15 protein-coding genes are annotated in these 21,475 nt (G+C 71.3%); 6 read left to right on the top strand and 9 right to left on the bottom strand.

From position 1 onward, the window contains the following. The first annotated feature begins 55 nt into the window (after positions 1 to 55). The gene (locus ABE488_RS13845) at positions 56 to 925 is read left to right on the top strand and encodes an energy transducer TonB (RefSeq protein ID WP_346448975.1); all 870 of its coding nucleotides are present in this window, start codon (positions 56 to 58) and stop codon (positions 923 to 925) included. A gap of 105 nt (positions 926 to 1,030) precedes the next feature. Here the strand turns inward: ABE488_RS13845 and ABE488_RS13840 are convergent, their stop codons facing one another. The 6 genes from ABE488_RS13840 to mrcB form a co-directional block, all read right to left on the bottom strand. Beyond that, complete coding sequence (locus tag ABE488_RS13840; protein ID WP_346448973.1) at positions 1,031 to 1,834, bottom strand: class I SAM-dependent methyltransferase; 804 nt, start codon at positions 1,832 to 1,834, stop codon at positions 1,031 to 1,033. Continuing rightward, positions 1,831 to 2,478, bottom strand: coding sequence for a signal peptidase I (lepB, locus tag ABE488_RS13835; protein ID WP_346448971.1), 648 nt, complete (start codon positions 2,476 to 2,478; stop codon positions 1,831 to 1,833). The genes ABE488_RS13840 and lepB overlap by 4 nt, the downstream gene beginning before the upstream one ends. A gap of 62 nt (positions 2,479 to 2,540) precedes the next feature. After that, a complete protein-coding gene (tsaB, locus tag ABE488_RS13830) occupies positions 2,541 to 3,245 on the bottom strand; it encodes a tRNA (adenosine(37)-N6)-threonylcarbamoyltransferase complex dimerization subunit type 1 TsaB (RefSeq protein WP_346448970.1) in 705 nt (234 codons plus the stop codon). Further along, a complete protein-coding gene (locus ABE488_RS13825) occupies positions 3,242 to 5,317 on the bottom strand; it encodes an ATP-dependent DNA helicase (protein WP_346448968.1) in 2,076 nt (691 codons plus the stop codon). The genes tsaB and ABE488_RS13825 overlap by 4 nt, the downstream gene beginning before the upstream one ends. A 20-nt stretch (positions 5,318 to 5,337) precedes the next feature. Further along, the gene (locus ABE488_RS13820; protein WP_346448966.1) at positions 5,338 to 5,865 is read right to left on the bottom strand and encodes a hypothetical protein; all 528 of its coding nucleotides are present in this window, start codon (positions 5,863 to 5,865) and stop codon (positions 5,338 to 5,340) included. Continuing rightward, positions 5,862 to 8,342, bottom strand: a complete 2,481-nt coding sequence (mrcB, locus tag ABE488_RS13815) for a penicillin-binding protein 1B (RefSeq protein WP_346448964.1) — start codon at positions 8,340 to 8,342, stop codon at positions 5,862 to 5,864. The genes ABE488_RS13820 and mrcB overlap by 4 nt, the downstream gene beginning before the upstream one ends. Before the next feature lie 122 nt (positions 8,343 to 8,464). On the opposite strand from mrcB, the gene ABE488_RS13810 reads away from it, so the two are divergent. Continuing rightward, positions 8,465 to 10,582 carry a glycosyltransferase gene (locus ABE488_RS13810; RefSeq protein ID WP_346448962.1) on the top strand — a complete coding sequence of 706 codons (2,118 nt, stop codon included), beginning with the start codon at positions 8,465 to 8,467 and terminating at the stop codon, positions 10,580 to 10,582. Here ABE488_RS13810 and ABE488_RS13805 read toward each other — a convergent pair whose 3' ends face one another. Continuing rightward, entirely contained in the window at positions 10,583 to 12,136 is a 1,554-nt protein-coding gene (locus tag ABE488_RS13805; RefSeq protein ID WP_346448960.1) for a hypothetical protein, read from the bottom strand. A gap of 46 nt (positions 12,137 to 12,182) precedes the next feature. Further along, positions 12,183 to 14,339: a bifunctional (p)ppGpp synthetase/guanosine-3',5'-bis(diphosphate) 3'-pyrophosphohydrolase gene (locus ABE488_RS13800; RefSeq protein ID WP_346448958.1), complete on the bottom strand. Its 2,157-nt coding sequence runs from the start codon at positions 14,337 to 14,339 to the stop codon at positions 12,183 to 12,185. A gap of 64 nt (positions 14,340 to 14,403) precedes the next feature. Here ABE488_RS13800 and ABE488_RS13795 point away from each other — a divergent pair, with 64 nt between their 5' ends. From ABE488_RS13795 to ABE488_RS13785, 3 genes are all read left to right on the top strand, one after another. Beyond that, positions 14,404 to 14,934, top strand: a complete 531-nt coding sequence (locus ABE488_RS13795; protein ID WP_346448957.1) for a hypothetical protein — start codon at positions 14,404 to 14,406, stop codon at positions 14,932 to 14,934. A gap of 286 nt (positions 14,935 to 15,220) precedes the next feature. Next, positions 15,221 to 15,622 carry a transposase gene (locus ABE488_RS13790; RefSeq protein WP_346448955.1) on the top strand — a complete coding sequence of 134 codons (402 nt, stop codon included), beginning with the start codon at positions 15,221 to 15,223 and terminating at the stop codon, positions 15,620 to 15,622. A gap of 183 nt (positions 15,623 to 15,805) precedes the next feature. Continuing rightward, the gene (locus tag ABE488_RS13785; protein WP_346448953.1) at positions 15,806 to 16,036 is read left to right on the top strand and encodes a hypothetical protein; all 231 of its coding nucleotides are present in this window, start codon (positions 15,806 to 15,808) and stop codon (positions 16,034 to 16,036) included. A 34-nt stretch (positions 16,037 to 16,070) separates the two neighbouring features. On the opposite strand, the gene hrpA is transcribed toward ABE488_RS13785, so the two are convergent. Beyond that, a complete protein-coding gene (gene hrpA / locus ABE488_RS13780; RefSeq protein ID WP_346448951.1) occupies positions 16,071 to 20,198 on the bottom strand; it encodes an ATP-dependent RNA helicase HrpA in 4,128 nt (1,375 codons plus the stop codon). 89 nt (positions 20,199 to 20,287) lie between these two features. Here hrpA and ABE488_RS13775 point away from each other — a divergent pair, with 89 nt between their 5' ends. After that, positions 20,288 to 20,860: a Dps family protein gene (locus ABE488_RS13775; RefSeq protein ID WP_346443054.1), complete on the top strand. Its 573-nt coding sequence runs from the start codon at positions 20,288 to 20,290 to the stop codon at positions 20,858 to 20,860. Positions 20,861 to 21,475: the final 615 nt, after the last annotated feature.

Below are 21,475 nucleotides of genomic sequence, written 5' to 3'. Positions count from 1 at the left end.
GGCCCGGTCCCGGATCGCCCCGGATGCGCGTCGCTAGCGCCGACGACCGCAGGCCGTGACCGCCGCGTCGCCGCCGCGGATCGGCGACGACGCGCGCCTGGGCGCGACGCTGGCGTTGTCGCTGCTGGTACATGGGCTGCTGGTGCTGGGCATCGGCTTTTCGACCGAAGACGCCGCACCAGTGGTGCCGACGCTGGATGTGATCCTGACCGAGACCACGCGTCCGCTGACCCAGGCCCAGGCCGATTTCCTCGCCCAGGCCAGCCATCAGGGCGGCGGCGAGGACACGCGCAGCCTGCGGCCGCGCGAGCCGCGACCGGGCTTGCAGCCGCACCCCGAGGCCGGCGTCGCGCCGCGCCCGCTGCGTGCGCAATCGCCCGACACCCAGCCGCCGCCGCGCGAGCGCGTGGTCGCCAGCGCACGCGGTCAGACCCGAGTGGAAAGCCCCGATCCCGCGCCCCAGGCCGAGCGCCGCACGCTGCCGCCCGGCCCCGAACGGGTCGAACGCGACCTGGAGATGGCGCGGCTGGCCGCGGAGATCCACCTGCGCTCGGAGCGCTACGCGCGCAGGCCCAAGCGCAAGTTCGTGTCCGCCAGCACCCAGGAGTACGTCTACGCCACGTACCTGCGACAGTGGGTGGACCGGGTGGAGCGCGTGGGCAACCTGAACTACCCAGACGAGGCCCGTCGGCGCGGCCTGGCCGGGCGCCTGGTCATCAGCGTGGCGATCCGACGCGACGGTTCGGTGGAGCGTGCCGATGTCATCCGCAGCAGCGGCGTGCCCCTGCTCGACGATGCCGCGCTGCGGATCGCCCGGCTCGCCGAACCCTACCCACCGTTGCCGCCGACCGACGAGCAGATCGACATCCTGCACGTCACCCGCAGTTGGAACTTCCTGCCCGATGGCGCCCTGGTGGACGACTGACCGCGCTCGCCCAGAGCATGGCGTGCCGAGTAGGCCCGCCGCCACGCATGGCGCTCCCGCCCGACGCTGGATGACGCGGCTGGGCGCAGACGCCTACCGCGCCGGTTATCGCCCACCCGGCACGCGGCCGGCAACGGCATGGGCCCGCGCGCCGACCGTGATCGCGCCGTTCGCGCCGTCGACCGGAAGTTCGGCGCGAACCTCGGCGGCGAACTGCGCGACCTGCGCCGGCTGCCACCGGGCCAGTTGCGGGCCGATGCTGGGGGCCTCCAGCACGGTCTGCCAGTAATCGTCGAAGTCGGCGAAGGTGCGCCGCACCTCGATTGAATGCGTCCGCACCTCGCACAGGCCGACACCGGCCCACAATGCCTGCAGCACCTCCACGCGCGAGGCATCCGGCGACGGCGGCGCAGGCAGCACGACCCCACGGGCGCGAAGCCGCGCCTGCAGCGCGTGATAAGGAAAACCGCCGCCGGGCAGATCCCAGGCATAGGCCGAGACCAGCGCGCCGGGACGCCCGACCCGCACCATTTCGGCCACACCGCGTTCCGGGTCGGGTACGAAGAAGATCACCAGCGGCATGACCAGCGCATCGACACTGGCCGGCGGAAACGGCAACGCCATCGCATCGCCGGCCAGCAGATGCGCCGCATCGCCGGCCAGTCGCGCCCGCGCATGCGCCACCTGCGGCACGGACGGGTCGAGCCCGTACACCTGCGCCGGCGCGCAGCGCGCGATCAGCGTCTGGGTGAATGCCCCGTTGCCGCAGCCCACGTCGAGCCAGTCCAACCCCGGCGCCGGCGCGAGCCAGTCGAGGAACCGGTCGCCGACGAGCCGACTCCAGATGCCCATGTAGCGTTCGTAGCGTGCGCCATCGTCGAAGCGGATCTGCGCATCGGCCGCGGTCACAGCGGCGTCCAGCCCGCGCCCTCGCCCCGTCGCCAGAACACGCCGCGGGCCTGCCCGTAGATCGCGCTGCTGGGCACCACGCCGAACCAGCGGCCGTCGAGACTCGCGCCGCGATGGTCGCCGAGCACCAGCACATGCCCTGCCGGCACCCGCAGCCCATGGATGTCCGGCCCCCCGCCGTCCGCCAGGTCGAGCACCGCCTGGCGGGCGCCGAAATCCTCGGGCGCGCCGGCCACCGGCGCGAGCGCGACCCCGTTGATCGATAGATGGCCATCGACAAGGTCGACCCGGTCGCCGCCGGTGGCGACGACCCGTTTGATGAGCCGGATGCCATCGGCCGGCGAGCGGAACACGACCACGTCCCCCCGCGCCGGTCGGTCGCCCGGCCATAGGATCCACTCGGTGAACGGCACCCGCAGGCCGTAGGCGCGCATGTCGACGACCACGCGGTCGCCCGGCTGCAGCGTCGGCGTCATCGAGCCACTGGGCACGTGATAGTGGTTGGCCAGCGACGAGCGTGCGATCAGCAACAGGCCGAGCAGGACGACCAGCGGCAGCCCCTCACGGCGCAGCCAGCCGCGCAGACGCCGGCCGGGGGGCAGGGTGGACGATGGGCGCGCATCTGCAGGCGACGGCGAGGACATGGTCGGCTTCCGCATGAGGGTGGACCCAGGATAGGACAGTCGCAGACGCTCTGAGGGTCCGCTCAACGCTCAGCGCGGCGCACCTGCTGCTGGGCCAGCGTCAGCGCGACATCGTTGCGCAGATAGGCCGGCTCGACCCGCTCCGGCGCGACCGCCTCGCCCCGGGCGAACGCCGCGGCCGCCAGGGCGGCCAGATCGGCCGCCTGCGGCAACGCAGTCGCGTCGATCCGCGCCTTGGACGCGCCCAGGCGCGTCGCCAATACGCCATCGGCGACGCCGAAGCCGGTGCCCACGCCGTACCAGGCTTCACCCGCGTCCGGCAATGCGATCGTGTCGGGCGCACCGACCCGCTCGTCGGACAGCGCCTCCGGTCCGGCTGCACGCATCGCGAATGCCGCGCGATAGACCTCGCCCATGCGCGCATCGATCGCCGCGAGCACGTGCGCGCCCTCGCCTGCACCGGCGCGCAATGCGAGCACGGCCAGCGTCGAGACGGCGACGACCGGGCGATCGAGCGCCAGCGCCACGCCCTGCACCAGCGCGATGCCCAGGCGCACGCCGGTAAAGGCGCCCGGGCCCCGGCTGACCGCGACCGCATCGAGCTGCCTGCGTGCAATTCCGGCCTCATCCAGCAGTGCATCGGCCCACGGCAACGCGAGCTCGGCATGGCGCCGGGGCGCGACTTCGCTGCGATGGAGCACGCGACCGTCGTCCCAGATGGCGACGGAGCAGGCTTCGGTGGCGGTTTCGAACGCGAGCAGTTTCATGAAGGCCGGGATTCAGGAAGCGGGAGGGCGGCGTCGGTCGCGCCGGCAGGGATTGTCGCAGGTGGCGCGGCGAAGAACGCCTCGACATCCGCGATCTCGCGCGTGCGCGGCAGCGGCGGCAGCGAGTCCAGGAACAGCGCACCGTAACCGCGTCCGAGCAAACGCGGATCGCACAGCACCAGCACGCCGCGATCGGCCTCGGTACGGATCAGCCGGCCGACGCCCTGCTTGAGGGCGATGACCGCCTGCGGCAGTTGCTCGTCGCGGAACGGATTGCCGCCGGCGCGGCGGATCGCATCGAGCCGCGCCTCGAACACCGGGTCGTCCGGGGCGGCGAACGGCAGCTTGTCGATGACGACCACGCTCAGCGCGTCGCCGGCGACATCCACGCCCTCACGGAAACTCGCAGCGCCCAACAGCACGCCGTTGCCGGACTCGCGAAAGCGCTGCAGCAGCACGTGTCGCGGCGCCTCGCCCTGCGCGAACAACGGCCAGGGGCAGCGCGACGACGCACGCAACAGCACTGCGGTCTCGCGCAGCGCGCGATGCGAGGCGAACAGCACGAACGCGCGCCCGCCCGATGCGTGCAGCACCGGCAGCAGGGCGTCGACCACGGCGGCCGTGTAGGCGGGCGCGGCCGGCGTGGGCAGTCGGGGGGGCAGATAGCACAACGCCTGGCGCGCCCAATCGAACGGGCTCGGCGCGAGCAGCGTCTGTGGGGCGTCGAGCCCCAGCCGCTTGGCGATATGCGCAAAGCTGCCGTCCACCGCCAGCGTCGCCGACGTGAACACCCAGGCTGCCTGAGAGACCTCGCGATGCGCGCGCAGCGGAGCCGACACGTCCAACGGCGTGCGCTGCAGGCGGAAGCCCCGCGGCGTCAGCTCGTACCACAGCACGCTGTCATCGCCGGGGCGTTCGGCCAGCGTGGCTTCGTCGGCGTCCTCGACGTGCACATCATCGAACATGGCAGCGGACGCAGCGCCGTCGTTCCAGCGCCGCAGTCGGGTCAGGCACAGCAGCGCGCGGGCGTGGCAAGCATCGAGCCCGGGCGAGGCCTCGCGCAAGGGCGTCAGGACGTCGCGCAGATGCACCAGGGCTTCATCGAGCGCATGCAGCGCTTCCTCGACCGCCGGCTGGTACAGCGCCCGATAGCGGGTGCCGCGGGCCGGCAGGCCGTCCATCGCCATCCGCAGCCCCCGCGCCGCGCCGTCGAGCGCCTGCGCCGGCAGTTGCAGCACCGGCAGCGCGCCTGGCACGTCGCGGCACTCGGCAACGGCGTCGCGCGCCAGTTCGACCAGCGGCCGCGCACTCAGGCCCTCGCCGAAGAACTGCGCGGCCAATTCCGGCAACTGGTGCGCCTCGTCGACGATGAAGGCCTGGGCGCCGGGGAGAATTTCGCCGAACCCCTCCTGCTTGAGCGCCAGGTCGGCGAGCAGCAGGTGGTGGTTGACGACGACCACGTCCGCGGCCTGCGCCCGCTGGCGCGCCTGGACCACGAAGCATTCGCTCCAGAACGGGCAGTCGTTGCCCAGGCAGTTGTCGACGGTGGAGGTGACCAGCGGCAACAGCGGCGTGTCCTCGGGCAAGCCGTCGAGTTCGGCGACATCGCCCAGCCGGGTCCGCCCGGCCCAGGCGACGATGCGCTGGAGTTGGTGGATCTGATCGCGCGTCGCCAGCCGCGGCGCGCCGCGCGCCTGCTCCAGCCGATACAGACACAGATAGTTCGCGCGCCCCTTGAGCAACGCGCTGCGCAGACCGCTGCCGAGCGCGTCGCGCACCCGCGGCAGGTCGCGGTGGTAGAGCTGGTCCTGCAGCGCCCGCGTTCCGGTCGAAACGATGGTCTTCAAGCCCGACAGCAGGGCCGGCACCAGGTAGGCGAAGGTCTTGCCGGTGCCGGTGCCGGCTTCGGCCAGCAGCGTGGTGCGCTGCTCGATCGCGTCGCCGACCGCCATCGCCAGCGCCTGCTGTGCCGGACGCGGACGGAAGGCCGGAATGTGCGCCGCCAGTAGGCCGCCTTCGACCAGCGCCTCGCGGCTGCGTGCAGCCAGGCCGTTGGCGTCAGGTGCCGGCACTCCGACGTCGCAGTCCGGACTCAGTAGCGCTGCGGGCCGGCGACGCGGCAGCCGTCGGCCTGTGTCCGTGCGGCGGTCGCGCCGGCGGTATCGCCCGCGGCGAGCCGGACCTGTTCGAGCGTGATCCAGTGCCGGCGACACAGTGGGCCGACTTGGCTGCCGATCGCATGCGCACGCTCGGCCATCTCCGCCGCGCGCGGGAACTCGCGCTGCAGGATCGCCAGTTCGGCGCGCTCCTGCAGCAGCGCAGGGTCGTCGTGCACGATCTCCAGCGCCTGATCGAGCGCGGCCGCCGCGCCGGCCACGTCGCCCTGGCCTTCGAGTACGACTGCGCGTTCGCGCAGATCCTCGACCATCGGATCGCGCAGGGGCTGCACCGCCAGCTCACCGTCGCCGTCGCCGCTGGCAGCGCGGATCGCCGCGACCATCGCCTGCGGCGCAAGGGTGCTGGCCGGGGCGGCCGCCGGGGCGGATGTGGGCGGTGTGGTGCACGCAGCCAGCGCGAGCACGGCGGCGCAGCAGGCGCCGCGCAACAGGAAGGCGGTCATTGGGGGGATTCCTCGGCAGGCGGCTGGGCCGCGGGCTGCGGCGGCGATGGCGGTTGCGGCGGCGCGGGCGGTGATTCGTCGCGATCGCGGCGGCCGAAGCCAAACCACTCGCGCCAGCCGCGCCGCTCGGTCTCGATCGGCGCGCCATTGGCGTCGACCGGGTTGCCGTTCTGGTCGATGTACGTGGGCTGGCCGTCCTGGTCGTAGCCGCGGCACGACTGGTACGGCGGCGCGTACCCGGCGACGAATGCGAACCGGCGTGCGCCCGGGCAGTCGGCATCGGTCGCGGTGGACTGCGCCACCCACTGCCATTCCAGGCCCTCGCTGCCCACGTCGAGCGGTGCACTGGGCAGCCGCGAGAACAGCCCGGACCACACCCGCATCGCACCGGTCGCGCCGACCAGCCCGGTCTGCGCGTTCTGGTCGTTGCCAACCCACACCACGCCCAAGTGGTCGCCGGTCCAGCCTGCAAACCAACTGTCGCGTCCATCGTTGCTGGTGCCGGTCTTGCCGGCGGCGTTGAGCCGGCCCAGGCCGTCGTTGACCAGCCGGCGCGCGGTGCCCGAGGTCACCGCGTGCTGCAGCGCGATCGTGACCACCCGCGCCGACAGCGCATCGCTCTGCTGCGCGGGACTGGGCTGGGTGTCGTAGCGGTTGACCACGCGCCCCTGCTCGTCGATGACGCCGCGCACGGTGCGCAGCGTCTGCACTTCGCCGCCCGATGCCAGGAACTGATAGAGCTGGGCCATTGCATAGGGGCTCTGGTCCATCGCGCCGAGGATCAGCGCCGGATTGGCCTCGGCGCGGATGCCGGTCAGCATGTGCACCACGTCGGCCAGCGCGCGCGGTCCGACATCCATGCCCACGCGCACCGTGGACTGGTTGTACGAGCTGGCCAGCGCGTCGATCAGCCGCACCGTGCCGTGGCTGCGGCCATCGGCGTTTCCGGGCGACCAGCGCTTGCCGTTCTCGAGCGTGACCGTGACCGGCGAGTCGTCGACCCAACTGGCCAGCGAATAGCGGGTGGGGTTGCTGAGCGCAATCAGGTAGACGAAGGGCTTGAGCAGCGATCCGACCGGCCGGTGCGCCTCGAACGCGCGATTGAAGCCATGCTCGCTCGGCACGCGACTGCCGACCGCGGCGATGACCTCGCCGGTATGCACGTCGGTGATCACCAGGCCGGCCTGCAGTTCCGGGCGCCCGCGCGTCCCCAGGTCCTTGAGCGTGCGCACGGTCGCGCCTTCGGCATAGGCCTGGGCCGACGGCACCATCGCGCTCATGACCGACAGCCCGGCGCCCTGCAACGCGCCGGCCGGATAATCGTTGGCGAGTTGGCGCCGGATCAGGTCGACATAGGCGGGAAAGCGATTGGCGGCGATGTTGCCGGGCGTATCGGTCACGCCCAGCGGGCGTGTCAGCGCGCGATCGTAGGCGGCCTGGTCGATGAGCCCGCTTTCGCGCATCTTGCCCAGCACGAAATCGCGCCGGGCCTGCGCGCGCTCGGGCTGGCGCCGCGGGTCGTAGTAGGACGGCCCGCGGATGATGCCGACCAGCAGCGCGACCTGCTCGGGCTCCAGGTCGTCGATCCGGCGGCCGAACCAGAACTCGGCACCGGCGGCGACGCCGTGGATCGCTTGCGCGCCACGCTGGCCGAGGTACACCTGGTTGAGATAGGCCTCCAGGATCGCGCCCTTGTCGTAGCGCGCCTCGATCAGCAGCGCGTAGAGGACCTCGTTGAACTTGCGGGTGTAGGTCTGCTCGCGACCGATGCCCAAAAGACCGCTGCGCGCAAGCTGCTGGGTCAACGTACTCGCCCCCTGCCGCGCCTCGCCGGCGCGCAGGTTCACCAGCGCCGCACGCGCCATGCCGCTCAGATCGATGCCGTGGTGGTGCGCGAAGTCCTTGTCCTCGACCGCCTGCAGCGTGTCGGTCAGCAGCTGCGGCACCTCCTGCACGCGGACCAAGCGTCGCTCTTCCTGCTGCTGTCCGTACAGGGTGGCGATGCGCGCCGGGTCCAGCCGCGCAGCTTCGATCGCACCGCCCGCGCCATCGCGCAGCCGCGAGATACGGCCGCCCGACAGCGACACCTGCACGCGCGCAGGCGCGACGACGCCGTCGACATCGCGATAGCCACGGCTGGAGATCGTCCAGCGCGCGCCCTCGGTGGCGTAGGTGCCGGGCTTGACGCCGTCGCCTTCGCGATAGCCGGCCGCGGCCAGTTCGGTCTTGAGCGTGGCGGCGTTCATCGCCACCCCCTGGGCCAGATGCAGCGGGCGGGCGTAGACGCGGGTGGGCATCTGCCAACGCAGGGCGCCGAAGCGCTCGCCGACCTGGTGATTGAGATACAGCGTGTAGGGAATCAGAAAACCGAGTCCCAGGCCCATCAGCGCCAGCATCCAGCTCAGGAGGCGGCGGTGCCAGGTCGACGGCACTGCCTCGTCGAGATCGTCGTCGTCTTCGTAATCGATCCGGGCCATGGATGTCCTGCACCCGCGGCAGCGGGTCGATGTGGGTGACACAATAGCGTCGGGCAGTCTATCCCAGCGCCTCCGGGCGGGATCGGGCCGCCTCCCCGACCAGTCAGCTGGAGTTCCGACGCATGTCGTTTTCCCTGGCCGATGCGCGCTTCCGGGTCGTCCGGGCGCTCGGCCTGTTCCGCCGCGGACTCGCGAGCCTGCGCATGCGCGGGCTTCGCGCCACCTGGCAGCGGGTCGGCGCGCAGTTCGGTGTGTTCGCGCCACGCGCGCGCCAGACACTGCGCCCCCCCGACCTGCGCCCGTTCGCCCCCTTCGAAATCCCGCTCCACGACGCGCCCGCGGTGTCGATCGTGGTGCCGGTCTACGGCCATCTGCCGCAGACCCTGGCCTGCCTGCGCGCGATCGCTGCGCACCCGCCGCAGGCCTCGATCGAGGTCATCGTCGTCGACGACGCCAGCCCCGACGACAGCGCGGCGACACTGGCCCGCATCGGCGGCCTGCGCCTGCATGTGATGTCGGCCAACGCAGGGTTCATCGGCGCCTGCAACGCGGGCGCGGCGCTGGCGCGCGGGGGCCATCTGCTGTTCCTCAACAACGACACGGTTCCCCAGCCCGGCTGGCTCGACGCGATGCTCGCGACCTTCGCGCGCGAACCCGATGCTGGCATCGTCGGCGCGCAACTGGTCTATCCCGACGGCCGCCTGCAGGAAGCAGGCACGATGCTCGTGCGCGACGGTCGCGGCGAGAACCGCGGCCGATTCGCCGACCCGATGCATCCACAGTTGCGCTACCGCGCCGACGTCGACTACGTCTCGGGGGCGGCGCTGATGCTGCCGCGCGCCTTGTTCGAACGCCTGGACGGCTTCGACACCCGTTACGCACCGGCCTACTACGAGGACGCGGATCTGGCGCTGCGCGTGCGCGAAGCCGGGCTGCGCGTGGCGATGCAGCCCGAGGCCTGCGTCGTGCACCTGGAGGGTGCGAGCGCGGGCACCGATCTGTCGCAGGGCATGAAGGCAGCACAGGCGCGCAACCAGCCAGTATTCGCCGCACGCTGGGCACACGTGCTGGCGCAGCGACCCGCCGATCCGGTGGCGGCCGGCCAACTGCCGCGCGCTGGCGTGCCCCAGGTGCTGATCATCGACAGCGTGACCCCGATGCCCGATCGCGACTCGGCCTCGCTGCGGCTGGTCAACCTGATGCGGCTGTTGCGCGAGGCGGGCATGCACGTGGTGTTCCTGCCGGCCGACCGTCGTCACCTGGGCGCGGCCACGCAGGCCCTGCAGGCGATCGGTGTCGAGGTCTGGTATGCGCCCTACGCCAAGAGCGCGGCGCACTGGATGCGCACGCACGGCGGACGGTTCGCGCGGGTCATGCTGTGCCGCCACTACATCGCGCACGAGTTTCTGCCACTGGTGCGCCGACATGCACCGCAGGCGCAAGTGATCTTCGACACCATCGACCTGCACTACCTGCGCGAACTGCGTGGTGCGGAAATGTCGGGCGATCCTGCGCTGCGCCGCGCCGCCGAGCGCACCCGCGACCAGGAACTCGACGTCGTGGGGCGCAGCGACACGACCCTGGTCGTGAGCCCGAGCGAGGTCGCCCTGCTGGCCCGCGACGCCCCCCAGGCCCGAGTGGCGCTGCTGTCGAATCTGCACGAGGTCGCCGGTCCTGGGCGACCGTTCGCGCAGCGGCAGGACCTGGTCTTTGTCGGCGGCTTTCGCCATCCGCCGAACGTCGATGCGGTGAAGTGGTTCGTCGGCACAATCTTTCCGGCGATCCGCGCGCGCCTGCCGCAGGTCCGCTTCCACTGCATCGGCGGCCATGTCGACGAGGCCATCGCCGCCCTGGCCCGGGTCGACGGGGTCGTCATCCATGGCCACGTGCCGGACATCGCGCCCTACATGGACGGCTGCCGCATCGCGGTCGCGCCGCTGCGCTTCGGTGCCGGCGTCAAGGGCAAGGTCAACCTGAGCATGGCCCATGGCCAGCCGGTGGTCGCGACAACCTGCGCGGCCGAGGGCATGCAACTGCACGACGGCCATGACGTGCTGCTGGCCGACCAGGCCGACGCGTTCGCCGACGCGGTCGTGCGCCTGTACGACGACGACGCCCTGTGGTGCCGGCTCGCGGAAAACGGCCTGGACAATGTCCGGCGCCACTTCTCCCTCGACGCCGCGCGCCGGACCGTCCATAGCGTGTTCGTGGACGGTGTCGAGGGCCGCCCGCAGCCCTGATCAATCGCCGTTGAGCGATGCAGTGCGCAGCCGCTGGGCGAACTCGGCGTGCCCCGGCACCCCTGGGTCGATCCTGCGCGCCGCCGACAGCGCGGCCTGCGCACCGGCGAGATTGCCCGCCCCCAGCCGCTCGTCGCCGATCGCCAGCCAACGCTGGGCCAGGCGCCGCCGCGCGTCGCGGGCCGCCGGCTCGCCTTCGCCCAGTGCCACCCGGGCGTCGAGGCAGGCATGCGCGCGCGCGAGGTTGTTGGCGCGCAGGCCGGCGTCGAAGCATTGCCGGGCACCGGGCAACAACCTGGCCGAGGCACGGGCGACCGCCGGATCGTCGGGCGCCAGCAAACGGGCGGCGCGGACATGGTCATAGGCGCTGTCGCCCGGAGGGGCCATCAGATCGCCGCGCGCCTGCGCGGCAGCCGCCTGCTGCAGTAGAGTCGCCACCCGGCGTCGGCGTTCCTGGGGCGGCAACTGCACACCGCGGTCGGCATGCACCGCGCGCGACCGCGCGATCCGCGATTCGGCCGCACGTACTGCCTCGCTGTCGGGCGCCAGCGCCCGCGCCTCGCGCAGCTGCGCATCGGCATCGGCGAAGTTGAAGTCGCGGGCATAGCGCTCGGCGCGCTGTGCATACGCGGCCCCCGCATCGAGCAGCCCACGCTGCGCGGCGGCGTCCTCGGCATCGAAGGCCAGCAGGCTCTGCCACTGGGCGACGGCGCGCTCGATGCGCCCGTCGGCGAGGTGCGCCGCCGCGCGCCGCCGCAGTGCATCGAGTTCCTCGGTCAGGCGGGCCTGGGTGTCGGGCAGGTCGACGTGGCCGGGATCGTAATTGCGCGCAGTGGCGACCAGCGCGGCCGCTCCGCGCAGATCGCCGTCGCGCAGTCGCGCACGTGCCCGCTCGAGCAGGGCGGCCAGCGACTCGTCGCGCCCGCGCAGCGCATCGCCATTGCTCGGCTCGATCGCGAGCACCCGCCCATACAGCGGCAGCGCCGCATCGGGACCGGCATCGAGCCGGCCCAGGGCCTGCGCCGCCTGCGCCTGGCGCAACAGCACCTCCGGCGCTGCCCCACCGGCCTCGAGCGCGCGCAGCCGCGCGTCCACCGCCGCGATCGCATCGCGCGGTGCGGACAACTCCCGGGCCAGCTTGAGCGCGGCCCGGGCAGCGTCGAAGCGCCGGGCCTCGACCGCGGCTCGAGCCTGGACGAGTGCCGCATCGGCAACCTGCGACAGCCCGGCGCGCGGACGCACGTCGTCAGGGTCGAGCGCCTGCGCGGCCTCGAACAGTTGCCGCGCGCCGCTACCGTCGCCGGCGTCCAGGCGCCCCTCCGCGACCGCCTGCGCGGCATCGTCGAGCAAGGCCTGCACCCGTGTCTCGGGCCACAGTCGGTCGACGACGAGCACACGGACGCCCAACACCAGCAGCGCCAGGCCGATGCACGCCGCCAGCGAGAACCCTGGCCAGCGGCGCCACCAGGGCGCGTCGGCCGCCAGCGACCGCCACGGGCGTGCAGCCAGGCGCCGGGCGGGCGCAGGTCCGTTGGAGAGATCGTCGCCGTTCACGCCGCGCAGTATGCGAGATCGCGCTGAACACCGATGTCGCGATCGTTCACGCCCGCCGCGCCAACTCCACGCCGGGCACGCTGTCGAGCTTGCCGAGCAGTCGCGCCAGTTGGCCGTAATCCGAGACCCGCAGGCGCAACCGCAACTGCACACGCGACAGCCGGTGGTGCTCGCTCTGGATCGCCAGCACGTGCACGTCCTCCTGCGCGATCAGGTTGCTCAGATCCTTGAGCAGATGCCGGCGATCGACGGCCTCGACGACGACATCCGACTCGTGACCGCCACTCTGTTCGCCCCACTCGACCGGCAGCACCCGCTGCGGCTGACCCGACGACAACCGCAGAAACGACGGGCAGTCGCGACGATGCACGCTCACGCCGCGCGCCCGGGTGAGATAGCCGGCGATCGGTTCACCCGGGACCGGACGGCAACAGCGCGCGACCTGGACCAGCAGGTTGTCCACGCCGACGACACGGAAGCTCGAATCGGCCGCCTTGGGCGCGCGACGCGGCCGGCGCAGCGGCAGCGTCGGCGCCTCGTCCTGCGCCGGCGCGTGACGTTCGCGCTCGATCTCCAGCAGCGCGCGGCCGATCTGGTTCGGCCCCACATCACCGAGCGCGACCAGCACGTGGAGGTCGTCGACGCTGCTCGCGTTGAAACGCGACAGCACCGGCGCCAGGTCGGCCTGCAGCAGGCCCAACCGGCGCAGATCGCGCTCCAGCAGCTCGCGGCCGGCCTGCACGTTGCGTTCGCGATCGAGCTTGTGGAACCAGTTGCGCACTTTCTCGCGCGAGCGCGGACTGGCGAGGAAGCCATTGGCCGCGACCAGCCAGTCGCGCCGCGGCGACGGCAGTTTGGCGGTGAGGATCTCGACCCGTTCGCCGGTCCGCAGCACGGTGTCGAGCGGCACGATGCGGCCGTCGACCTTCGCGCCGCGGCAGCGGTGCCCGACCATCGTGTGCACGTGATAGGCGAAATCGAGCGGCGTCGCCCCCTGCGGCAGATCGATGATCTCGCCCTTTGGCGTCAACACGAAGACCCGGTCCTCGACCAGTTCGGTATCGAACGCATCGGCCAGGCCTTCGGCCCGCCCGGCGTCGGTATGCGATTCGAGCAACCGCCGCATCCATTCGATCCGCCGCTCGAGCGCGGCGCTGCCGGCCGGCGCGCGCTGCGAGCCGCCGGTCTCCTTGTAGCGCCAGTGCGCGGCCACGCCCAGTTCGGACGCCTCGTGCATTTCGCGCGTGCGGATCTGCACCTCGAGCGTCTTGCCTTCAGGCCCGACGACCGCGGTGTGCAGCGAGCGGTAATCGTTGTTCTTGGGCCGGGCGATGTAGTCGTCGAACTCGCTGGGAATCGGCGTCCACAGCGCGTGCACCACGCCCAGCGCCGCATAGCAGGCCGGCACGTCGTCGACCAGCACGCGCACCGCGCGCAGGTCGTAGAGCTCGCCGATCGGCACCTGCTTTTTCTGCATCTTCCGCCAGATGCTGTAGATATGTTTGGGCCGCCCGGCAACGTCGGCGCGCACGTCCTGCGCGGCGAGCGCGTCGCCCAGTTGCGTGCGCACCTGCTCGATGTAACGTTCACGCCCCGCGCGCTTGTCGTCGAGCAAGCCGGCGATCCGGCGATAGGTCTCGGGCTGCAGATAGCGGAACGCCAGATCCTCGAGCTCCCACTTCAGTTGCCAGATGCCCAGCCGGTTGGCGAGCGGGGCGTGGATATCGCTGGTGAGCAGCGCCAGCGCACGTCGGGTCGGCTCGTCGGCGCGCACCGCCGCGCGCATCTGGGCCAGTTGCCTGGCCAGCAACACCAGCACCACGCGCAGATCGCGCACCAGCGCCAGCAACAGCCGGCGCAGACCCTCGGGGTTGCCGCTACCGACGTGTTCGGCATGCAGCGACCAGACCTGGTGCGCGGCGCGCAGACCGTCGAGCAGCGGCACCAGCGCGGGCACGCGCGCGCGCAGCGGCTCGCGCCAGACCGGCACCGCATCGGCGATCGCCGCGGCGACCACGTCGCCATCGGCGCCCAGCAGCGCCAGCGACGCCAGCGTGTCCTGCAGCACCGTCTCATCGAGCTCGGCCACGCCGTCGGCCGCGGCGGCCGCCTCCTGCAAGGCCGCGCGCAGGGCCGGCCCGAGCGCAGCCGTGGAAGGCAGCGCCAGCAGACGATCCGGCAGGGGGCCGGCGGGCTCGGACATGGCGTGTTCGGGACGGTCGCAGGACCGTCTACACTAGCCCGCGACCCCGCCCGAGGAACAGAGCATGCGTGCATTTCACTGCGTCCTGATCGCCGCCGCGCTGGCGACCGCCCTGCCCGCGTTCGCGCAGCAGCCCCGGATCGAGGACCGGATGAGCGCCGCAGAATTCCGCGCCGCCGGGCTGGGCAAGCTCGACGACGGCGAGCTCGATCGGCTCAATGCGTGGCTGGCCCGCCAGGCCGGTGCACCGGCCGCATCCACGACCGTGGGGGCGGGTGCCGACGTCGAAGCGCGGATCGCGCAGGCCCGCGAGGAAGGCCGCCGCGAGGCCGCCTCCGCCGCCACCGGGCTGCCCGCATCTGCGCCGGCACGCGAGCCGATCGAGAGCACGATCGTCGGAGCCTTCCAGGGCTTCGGCAGCGGCCGGCAGTACACCCTCGCCAATGGCCAGGTCTGGCGCCAGATCGACGGCGCGACGCTCTCGGGGGCCCGTGGCACCGATGTCGGCGTGCGCATCCGCCCCGGCATGCTCGGCGCCTGGTGGCTGAAGGTCGACGGCTACAACACCCAGGCCAAGGTCGAGCGCGTGCGCTGAGCACACACCGCTCGGCAGCGCCGAGCGCAGCGCGCGGCGCCTGACCGAGTCCGACTGTACGACGTCGCCTGCCTAGCACCGCGGCCTCGAGCGCGGCGCGGTCAAGAGCCGCATGTCCGTGCCCGGATGCAATTGTCGGGAACATTTCCGTCCGCGCCCTGCGGCATCTTCGGAGGGCGCTGCGCGGCAAGTCCCGATGCGCATGCCGCGGCGTGCGATGCACGCTGTTGGCATGGCCAGTCCACGCCCTCAGCCCCTCCCGCGTTCCGCGCAAGGCGCGCACTACATGATCACTGCGGTCACCTACGGCCGCGTCCCCTGGCTGCGCGATCCGCTCTACGCACGAATCGCGCGCCATGAGATCGAGGCCTGCGAACGACAGGGCTGGCTGCGCTCCGAAGCCTGGGTCCTGATGCCCGACCAGGTGCATTGGCTGTTCGAACTGCGCGTGCCGATGCTCGGGCAGGTCGTGCAGACGTTCAAGTCGCAGACCGCCCGTGCGATCCGCGGGCGCGCCCGCGGCGCCGGTTCGATCTGGCAGGCCGGCTACACGGATCGACGGCTGCGTCCGGACGCCGACCTGGCCGACCACGTGCGCAACCTGATCGAGCATACACACTGCAACGACTTGGTCGAGAGCATGTACGCGCACTCATGGACACGTAAAGCGGATGTCGTCGCTGGCTAAAGCCCGAGATGCACACAATCGCTCGGCGTATTCGTGATAACGGTCCCGAAACGCCGGAAGCACGCAAGGTCACAGCAGACACGTTCTGCTAGATTGGATCGGCACGGCGGATCGTCGCCGACCGTCGGCAATAGAGCTACGGCTCATACGAACTCTAGGCGTCGTCATACAGGGAAACACATGATGAAGAAGCTGATGCGTGGGTGCGCCATCGCGGCATTCGCCACGATGATGACGGTTGCCGGTGGCGCCAATGCCGCCCCTCCCGACGTTGCGTGCACGGCGGCAAACGAGGGAGAGCAGCTAGCGACCCCCTCTCCCGGCGGCTACACCGAGTGGGAATGCTCGTCGGGAAATTGGGCTATGGTCGTGCGCTACATCTGCACGCCCGGCGGAGGCTGCATCCCGCTCTGAGCCAAGCAATGGGGCGATTGCATCGCCCCATTGCTTAATCCTTGTGTAGCGCCTTGATGCGTCCGGCCAGCTTCTTCGCCGATACGCCGCCCTTGGCGCCAAGTTCCTGCGCGAACAGCGAGACACGCAACTCTTCGATATCCCAGCGCAGCGCCTGCCATTGCGCGTCGCCGCCGCGGCCACGAGCGCCGGCGTCGAGCAGCGCGTCGACGAACGGCTTGACGTCGAGCATGCGCTGCTGATCGCGCTGCGGGTCGCGCAACGCACGTTCGGCGCGCAGCGACAGCGCGCGCAGCCAGCGCGGATACTCGGCCAGCGCGGCCGCAGGCACGTCGCGCAGGAAGCCCGGCGGCACCAGCGCCGCGAGTTGCGCCTGCATGTCGTCGAGGTTCGCCCGCGCCCATCCCATCAGTTTCGAATCCAGTCGCCCGCGGATCTCGGCGACCAGGTCGAGGATCGTCTCGGCGCGCTGCAGCCGTGCCATCGCCTCGCCGAACAGGGCCTTGCCGACCGTGTCGCGATGCGCGGCGAAAGCGTCGGCGCCGCGGATCGTCTCCAGACCGTCGTCGAGCAACGCGGCGAGCGCGCCCTCGACCAGATCCTCGCGCAGCCGGTCGCCTGGCCGGTCGGCCGCACGCGGCGCCAACGACTCGATGGCCGCGTACAACAGCGCGGTCTTCGGGGCCACCGGCAATTGCTTGCGTGCCTGGCGCACGCGCTCGACGAGTGCGATCCGCAACAGGCGGCGCACGCCCTGTGGGTGCAGGCGCCGCGCCTGCGCGGGGTCGGCGTGGACGGCCAGCGACACGCTCTCGCCATCGTCCTGCAGCGCCGGATACGCCGGCAGCCCGCCGGCGCCTGCGATCGACACCGGCACCGGCGTGTCCGGGAATGCCGTCAAGCCGCGCTGCTGCAGCCCATCGGCGGCATGGGCGGCGAATGCACGCGCGGCCCGTTCGCCGAAACGCGCGCGCAACGCGTCGAGGTCGCGCGATTCGGCCAGCACGGTGCGCGCCTTGCGATCACGGCCGACATCGACCAGGCGCAGATTCGCCCGCAGATGCGGCTCGAGCGCGGTCTCATCGAAGTCCGTGGCCGCGATCTCCACGCCGCCGAGCTTCTTCAAAAAACGCGCCAGCGTGCCGGCGAAGCTATCCGCATCGCCGTCGCGCCAGGCCTGGGCGAACGCGCGCGCGAAATCGGGCGCCGGTACGAAGTTACGGCGTAACGCCTTGGGCAGGCTGCGGATCAGCGCCGCCGCCTTGTCCTCGACGAAGCCCGGCGCCAGCCACGACAGCCGCGCCGGGTCGATCGCATTGAGCAGGTGCAGCGGCACCGACACCGTCATGCCATCGTCGGGCGCGCCCGGTTCGAACCGGTACGCCACCGCGAGCCGCGCATCGCCCAGTGCGATGAATGCCGGAAACAAGTCAGCATCGACACCGTCTGCGACCAACAGGTCGTCGCGGCTCCATTCGAGCGCACGTTTGGCCGCCTCCGGCGCCTTTCGATACCAGGCATCCAGCGCCTGGGCCGAAAGCAGGTCGGAGGGAATGCGCTGCGCGTACCACTGCGCCATCCAGTCCTCATCGACGACCAGCCCGCTGCGCCGCAGTTTGGCTTCCTCCTCGCGCGCCTGCGCCAGCGTGCGCAGGTTGCGTTCGAGAAATCCCGCGCGCAGGTCGATCTCGCCGGTCGCCAGGCCATCGCGCAGGAACAGCGCGCGCGCCTGATCGGGATACAGCCGTCCGTAATCCACCGGCTTCTTGGGCGCGAGCACCAGGCCGAACAAGGCAATCTGCTCGCTGCCGATCACCCGGCCTTGCGCGCGCGACCAGCGCGGGTCGTGATGACGTCGCGAGAGCAGGTGATCGAGCTCGGCGATCACCCAGTCCGGCTCGATCCCGGCATTGGTCAGTGCCCAGACCTTCTCGGTATCGAGCAGCGTCGCCGACAGCACCCACGGCGGCGGCTTCTTCGCCAGCGGCGAGCCGGGAAACAACTGGAACCGGCGTCCGCGCGGCCCCTCGTACTGCCCCGAATGGCGCCCGCCACCGGCCGGGTCGGCGCGATGGCCGATCTGGGTGGGCAGCCCGGCGAGCAGCGCGCGATGCAAGGCGACGTGCGCACGCATGGCAGCCTGCCCACGTGCCCGCGCGTTCTCGGTCTCGTCCTCGGCCGGCACGTGCGAGACACCCGAAGCATCCACCGACCAACCCAGGTCTTGGCACTGCAACTTGAGCTGCCGATGCAGTTCGCGCCACTCGCGCATGCGCAAGAAGCCCAGGAAATGCCGTTCGCACCATTTGCGCAGCTGCGACTGGGTCAGGTCTTCATGCGCCTGCCGGTAAGCGTCCCACAGCCGGACGATGCCGACGAACTCCGAGCGCGCGTCGGCGAAGATCGCATGCGCGGCGTCGGCCGCTGCCCGCTGATCGGCCGGTCGCTCGCGTGGGTCCTGGATGCCCAGGAAGGACGCGATCGCGAGCATCTCGTGCAGGCAACCATGCTGGTGCGCGGCGACCAGCATGCGCGCCAGCTTGGCGTCGACCGGCAGCCGCGCCATCGTGCGGCCGTGCGCAGTCAACCGGCGACCGTCGTCGATCGCCCCCAGCTCGGTCAGCTGCTGCCAGCCGTCGGCGACCGCGCGCGGATCGGGTGGCTCGACGAACGGAAAATCGGCGATCGGATCGGCGGCCGGGCGCGGCGCGTCGCCACTGCGCCGGCCGCGCCGGGCACGCGGCGCGCCGTCCCCGCCCAGGCCCAGCGACAACATGCGCAGGATCACGCCAGCGAGCGCCGCGCGCCGGATTTCCGGATCGGTGAAGCGCGGCCGCGACGCAAAATCCGCCTCCGAAAACAGGCGGTAACACACGCCCGGCGCGATGCGTCCGCAGCGGCCCTTGCGCTGGTCGGCACTGGCCTGGCTGATCGGCTCGATGTGCAGGCGGTCTAGCTTCTGCCGCGGACTGTAGCGCTTGACGCGCGCCAGCCCCGGATCGACCACATAATGGATCCGCGGCACCGTCAGCGAGGTCTCGGCCACGTTGGTCGCCAGCACGATGCGGCGCAGCGGACCGGGATTGAACACCCGGTCCTGGTCGCGCGCCGACAAGCGCGCATACAACGGCAGGATCTCGGTGTGGCGATACTTGCGGCGCTCGAGCGCCTGGTGCGTATCTCGGATCTCGCGCTCGCCGGGCAAAAAGATCAGCGTGTCGCCGGTTCCCCGCTCGCCCATGATCTCGTCACAGGCGGCAAGAATGCCGTCGAGCACCGAAACACCGGGGTCAGCGTCGATCTTCCCCTGCCCGCGCGGCGCCCCGTTCGCACCGGCTGCGACATTCGACGCTGCCCCCGGTTCTTCGCCGAGGGGGCGATAGCGGACTTCGACCGGGTAGCCTCGGCCTTCGACGTCCACGACCGGTGCGTCATCGAAATGGGCGGAAAAGCGCGCGGTGTCGATGGTCGCCGAGGTGACGATCAGCTTCAGGTCCGGTCGCCGGGCCAGCAGTTGCTGGAGGTAGCCGAGCAAAAAATCGATGTTGAGGCTGCGTTCGTGCGCCTCGTCGACGATCAGGGTGTCGTAGGCCGACAACCAGCGGTCGGACGCGATCTCCGCCAGCAGGATGCCGTCGGTCATGAACTTGATCGCGGTGTCGGGGCCGACGTTGTCATTGAACCGGACCTGGTAGCCCACCGCGCCACCGATCGGCACCTGCAGCTCCTCGGCCACGCGCCTGGCGACCGTGCGCGCGGCGATGCGCCGGGGCTGGGTACAGCCGATCATGCCCGCCGCGCCGCGCCCGGCCGCCAGGCACAGCTTGGGCAACTGGGTGGTCTTGCCCGAGCCGGTCTCGCCGGCGACCACGACGACCTGGTGCGCCCGGATCAGCGCGACGATCTCCTCGGCCTTGCCGGCGATCGGCAGGACCGGATCGACCGTCGCCCGCGGCAGCTTGCGCCCGCGCGCCTCGCGCCGCGCGACCGAGGCCTGCAGCCGGCTGGCGAACGCATCGCGCGCGGCCGGGTCGCCAGGCGTGCGCCGCCAGCGCGACCACAGCCCCAGCAGCGGACCGCGATCGCGCGAACAGGCGGCATCGACCGATGCGCGCGCCCGGCTCAACGCCGCATTCACCTCGTTGTCGCTGGAATACTCCATCACGCTTGCGAATCCGCCCCCAGGTCTCATATTCAATCGCGAAGGCCGCGTATTGTGGCCGCAATCCCATCCCACAGGAGTCGTCGACCATGGCCAAGGCCAAATCCCAACCTGCCTCCAAGTCCAGCCAGAAGCGTTCGTCGGTGGCGCCCGCCGTCGCCTCGCCCGATGCGCGCTCGACCGCGCCGGCCATCGATATCGGGATCAGCGACGCGGATCGCAAGCAGGTCGCCCAGCACCTGTCGGTGTTCCTGGCCGACGCCTACACGCTGTACCTGAAGACCCACAACTTCCATTGGAACGTCACCGGCCCGATGTTCAACGCGCTGCACGTGATGTTCGAGGGCCAGTACACCGAGCAGTGGAACGCGCTGGACGAGATCGCCGAGCGCATCCGCGCGCTGGGCTACAACGCGCCGGGCTCCTATGCCGAATTCATCGAGCTCAGCTCGATCAAGGAAGAACCGGGCCTGGAGAAGTCGCCCGACTGGCGCGAGATGGTGCGCCAGCTGGTCCTGGGCAACGAAGCGGTCTGCCGGAGCGCGCGCAAGGCCCTCGAAGTCGCCGACGATGCCGACGACGATCCGACCGAGGACCTGCTGACCCAGCGCCTGCAGACCCACGAGAAGAACGCCTGGATGCTGCGCTCGCTGCTCCAGTAAGCGCGCTTCTCGCTCAGGTCCCGCAAGAACGCCCGGCAGCGCCGGGCGTTTTTGTGCGATTGAGACGAGAGCGCAGCGTCCGAAGGGCATCGGCCTGCCGGCCGAAAAGCCGCTTCCCCCTCGGTCAAGGCCGCTGCGCGTCCGGCCACGCGAAGCACGCGTGGCGTTCGCATGGAGGCGCGACAGTGCCGCGCAGGCCATCCATGCTCACCCTGCCTTGACTCGGGCGCGCGCCGTCCATGGCGCGCTCGGCGCGGCCACCGTCCGCCCGTCCGCTGCAGCGACGTTTCAGACTGCGCCTTCGTGGAGAACGAGTATCTTCCGTTCGAAAGAAGACGTGATCTTTCACCCTCAGCGCGTAGTGTCGACCGGGGGTTGCGGCAGAGCGGACAATGGATGGTCCGCGGCGGCGAGTCAGTCATGGGTGCGGGTGGGCTGCTCGCGCGGCATGCCGCGCAGCCCGCACAAACGCCGGGCGTGCTTCGCCGGGCCGGACCGCGGCGCGGACTGACCGAGCCGAGGAGTAACCCCCGGACGGCACTACGCTGCTTCCGGAGCCAGAGTAATCGCCGAAGGCCGGCTCGCGCTCGATCAAACGAGCAAGGCGTTGGGTCC

The organism is Luteimonas sp. TWI662, from assembly GCF_039673825.1.
In the GTDB taxonomy this organism is placed as follows: Bacteria; Pseudomonadota; Gammaproteobacteria; order Xanthomonadales; family Xanthomonadaceae; genus Luteimonas.
This window is presented reverse-complemented; position numbering and strand designations above follow the sequence as displayed.

Coding starts and splice junctions, on each gene's coding strand:
- lepB (WP_346448971.1), bottom strand. CDS start 2,478: ATGTCCTCGCCGTCGCCTGCAGATGCGCGCCCATCGTCCACCCTGCCC.
- ABE488_RS13775 (WP_346443054.1), top strand. CDS start 20,288: ATGGCCAAGGCCAAATCCCAACCTGCCTCCAAGTCCAGCCAGAAGCGT.
- mrcB (WP_346448964.1), bottom strand. CDS start 8,342: ATGGCCCGGATCGATTACGAAGACGACGACGATCTCGACGAGGCAGTG.
- ABE488_RS13785 (WP_346448953.1), top strand. CDS start 15,806: ATGAAGAAGCTGATGCGTGGGTGCGCCATCGCGGCATTCGCCACGATG.
- ABE488_RS13790 (WP_346448955.1), top strand. CDS start 15,221: ATGATCACTGCGGTCACCTACGGCCGCGTCCCCTGGCTGCGCGATCCG.
- ABE488_RS13795 (WP_346448957.1), top strand. CDS start 14,404: ATGCGTGCATTTCACTGCGTCCTGATCGCCGCCGCGCTGGCGACCGCC.
- ABE488_RS13820 (WP_346448966.1), bottom strand. CDS start 5,865: ATGACCGCCTTCCTGTTGCGCGGCGCCTGCTGCGCCGCCGTGCTCGCG.
- ABE488_RS13800 (WP_346448958.1), bottom strand. CDS start 14,339: ATGTCCGAGCCCGCCGGCCCCCTGCCGGATCGTCTGCTGGCGCTGCCT.
- tsaB (WP_346448970.1), bottom strand. CDS start 3,245: ATGAAACTGCTCGCGTTCGAAACCGCCACCGAAGCCTGCTCCGTCGCC.
- hrpA (WP_346448951.1), bottom strand. CDS start 20,198: ATGGAGTATTCCAGCGACAACGAGGTGAATGCGGCGTTGAGCCGGGCG.
- ABE488_RS13810 (WP_346448962.1), top strand. CDS start 8,465: ATGTCGTTTTCCCTGGCCGATGCGCGCTTCCGGGTCGTCCGGGCGCTC.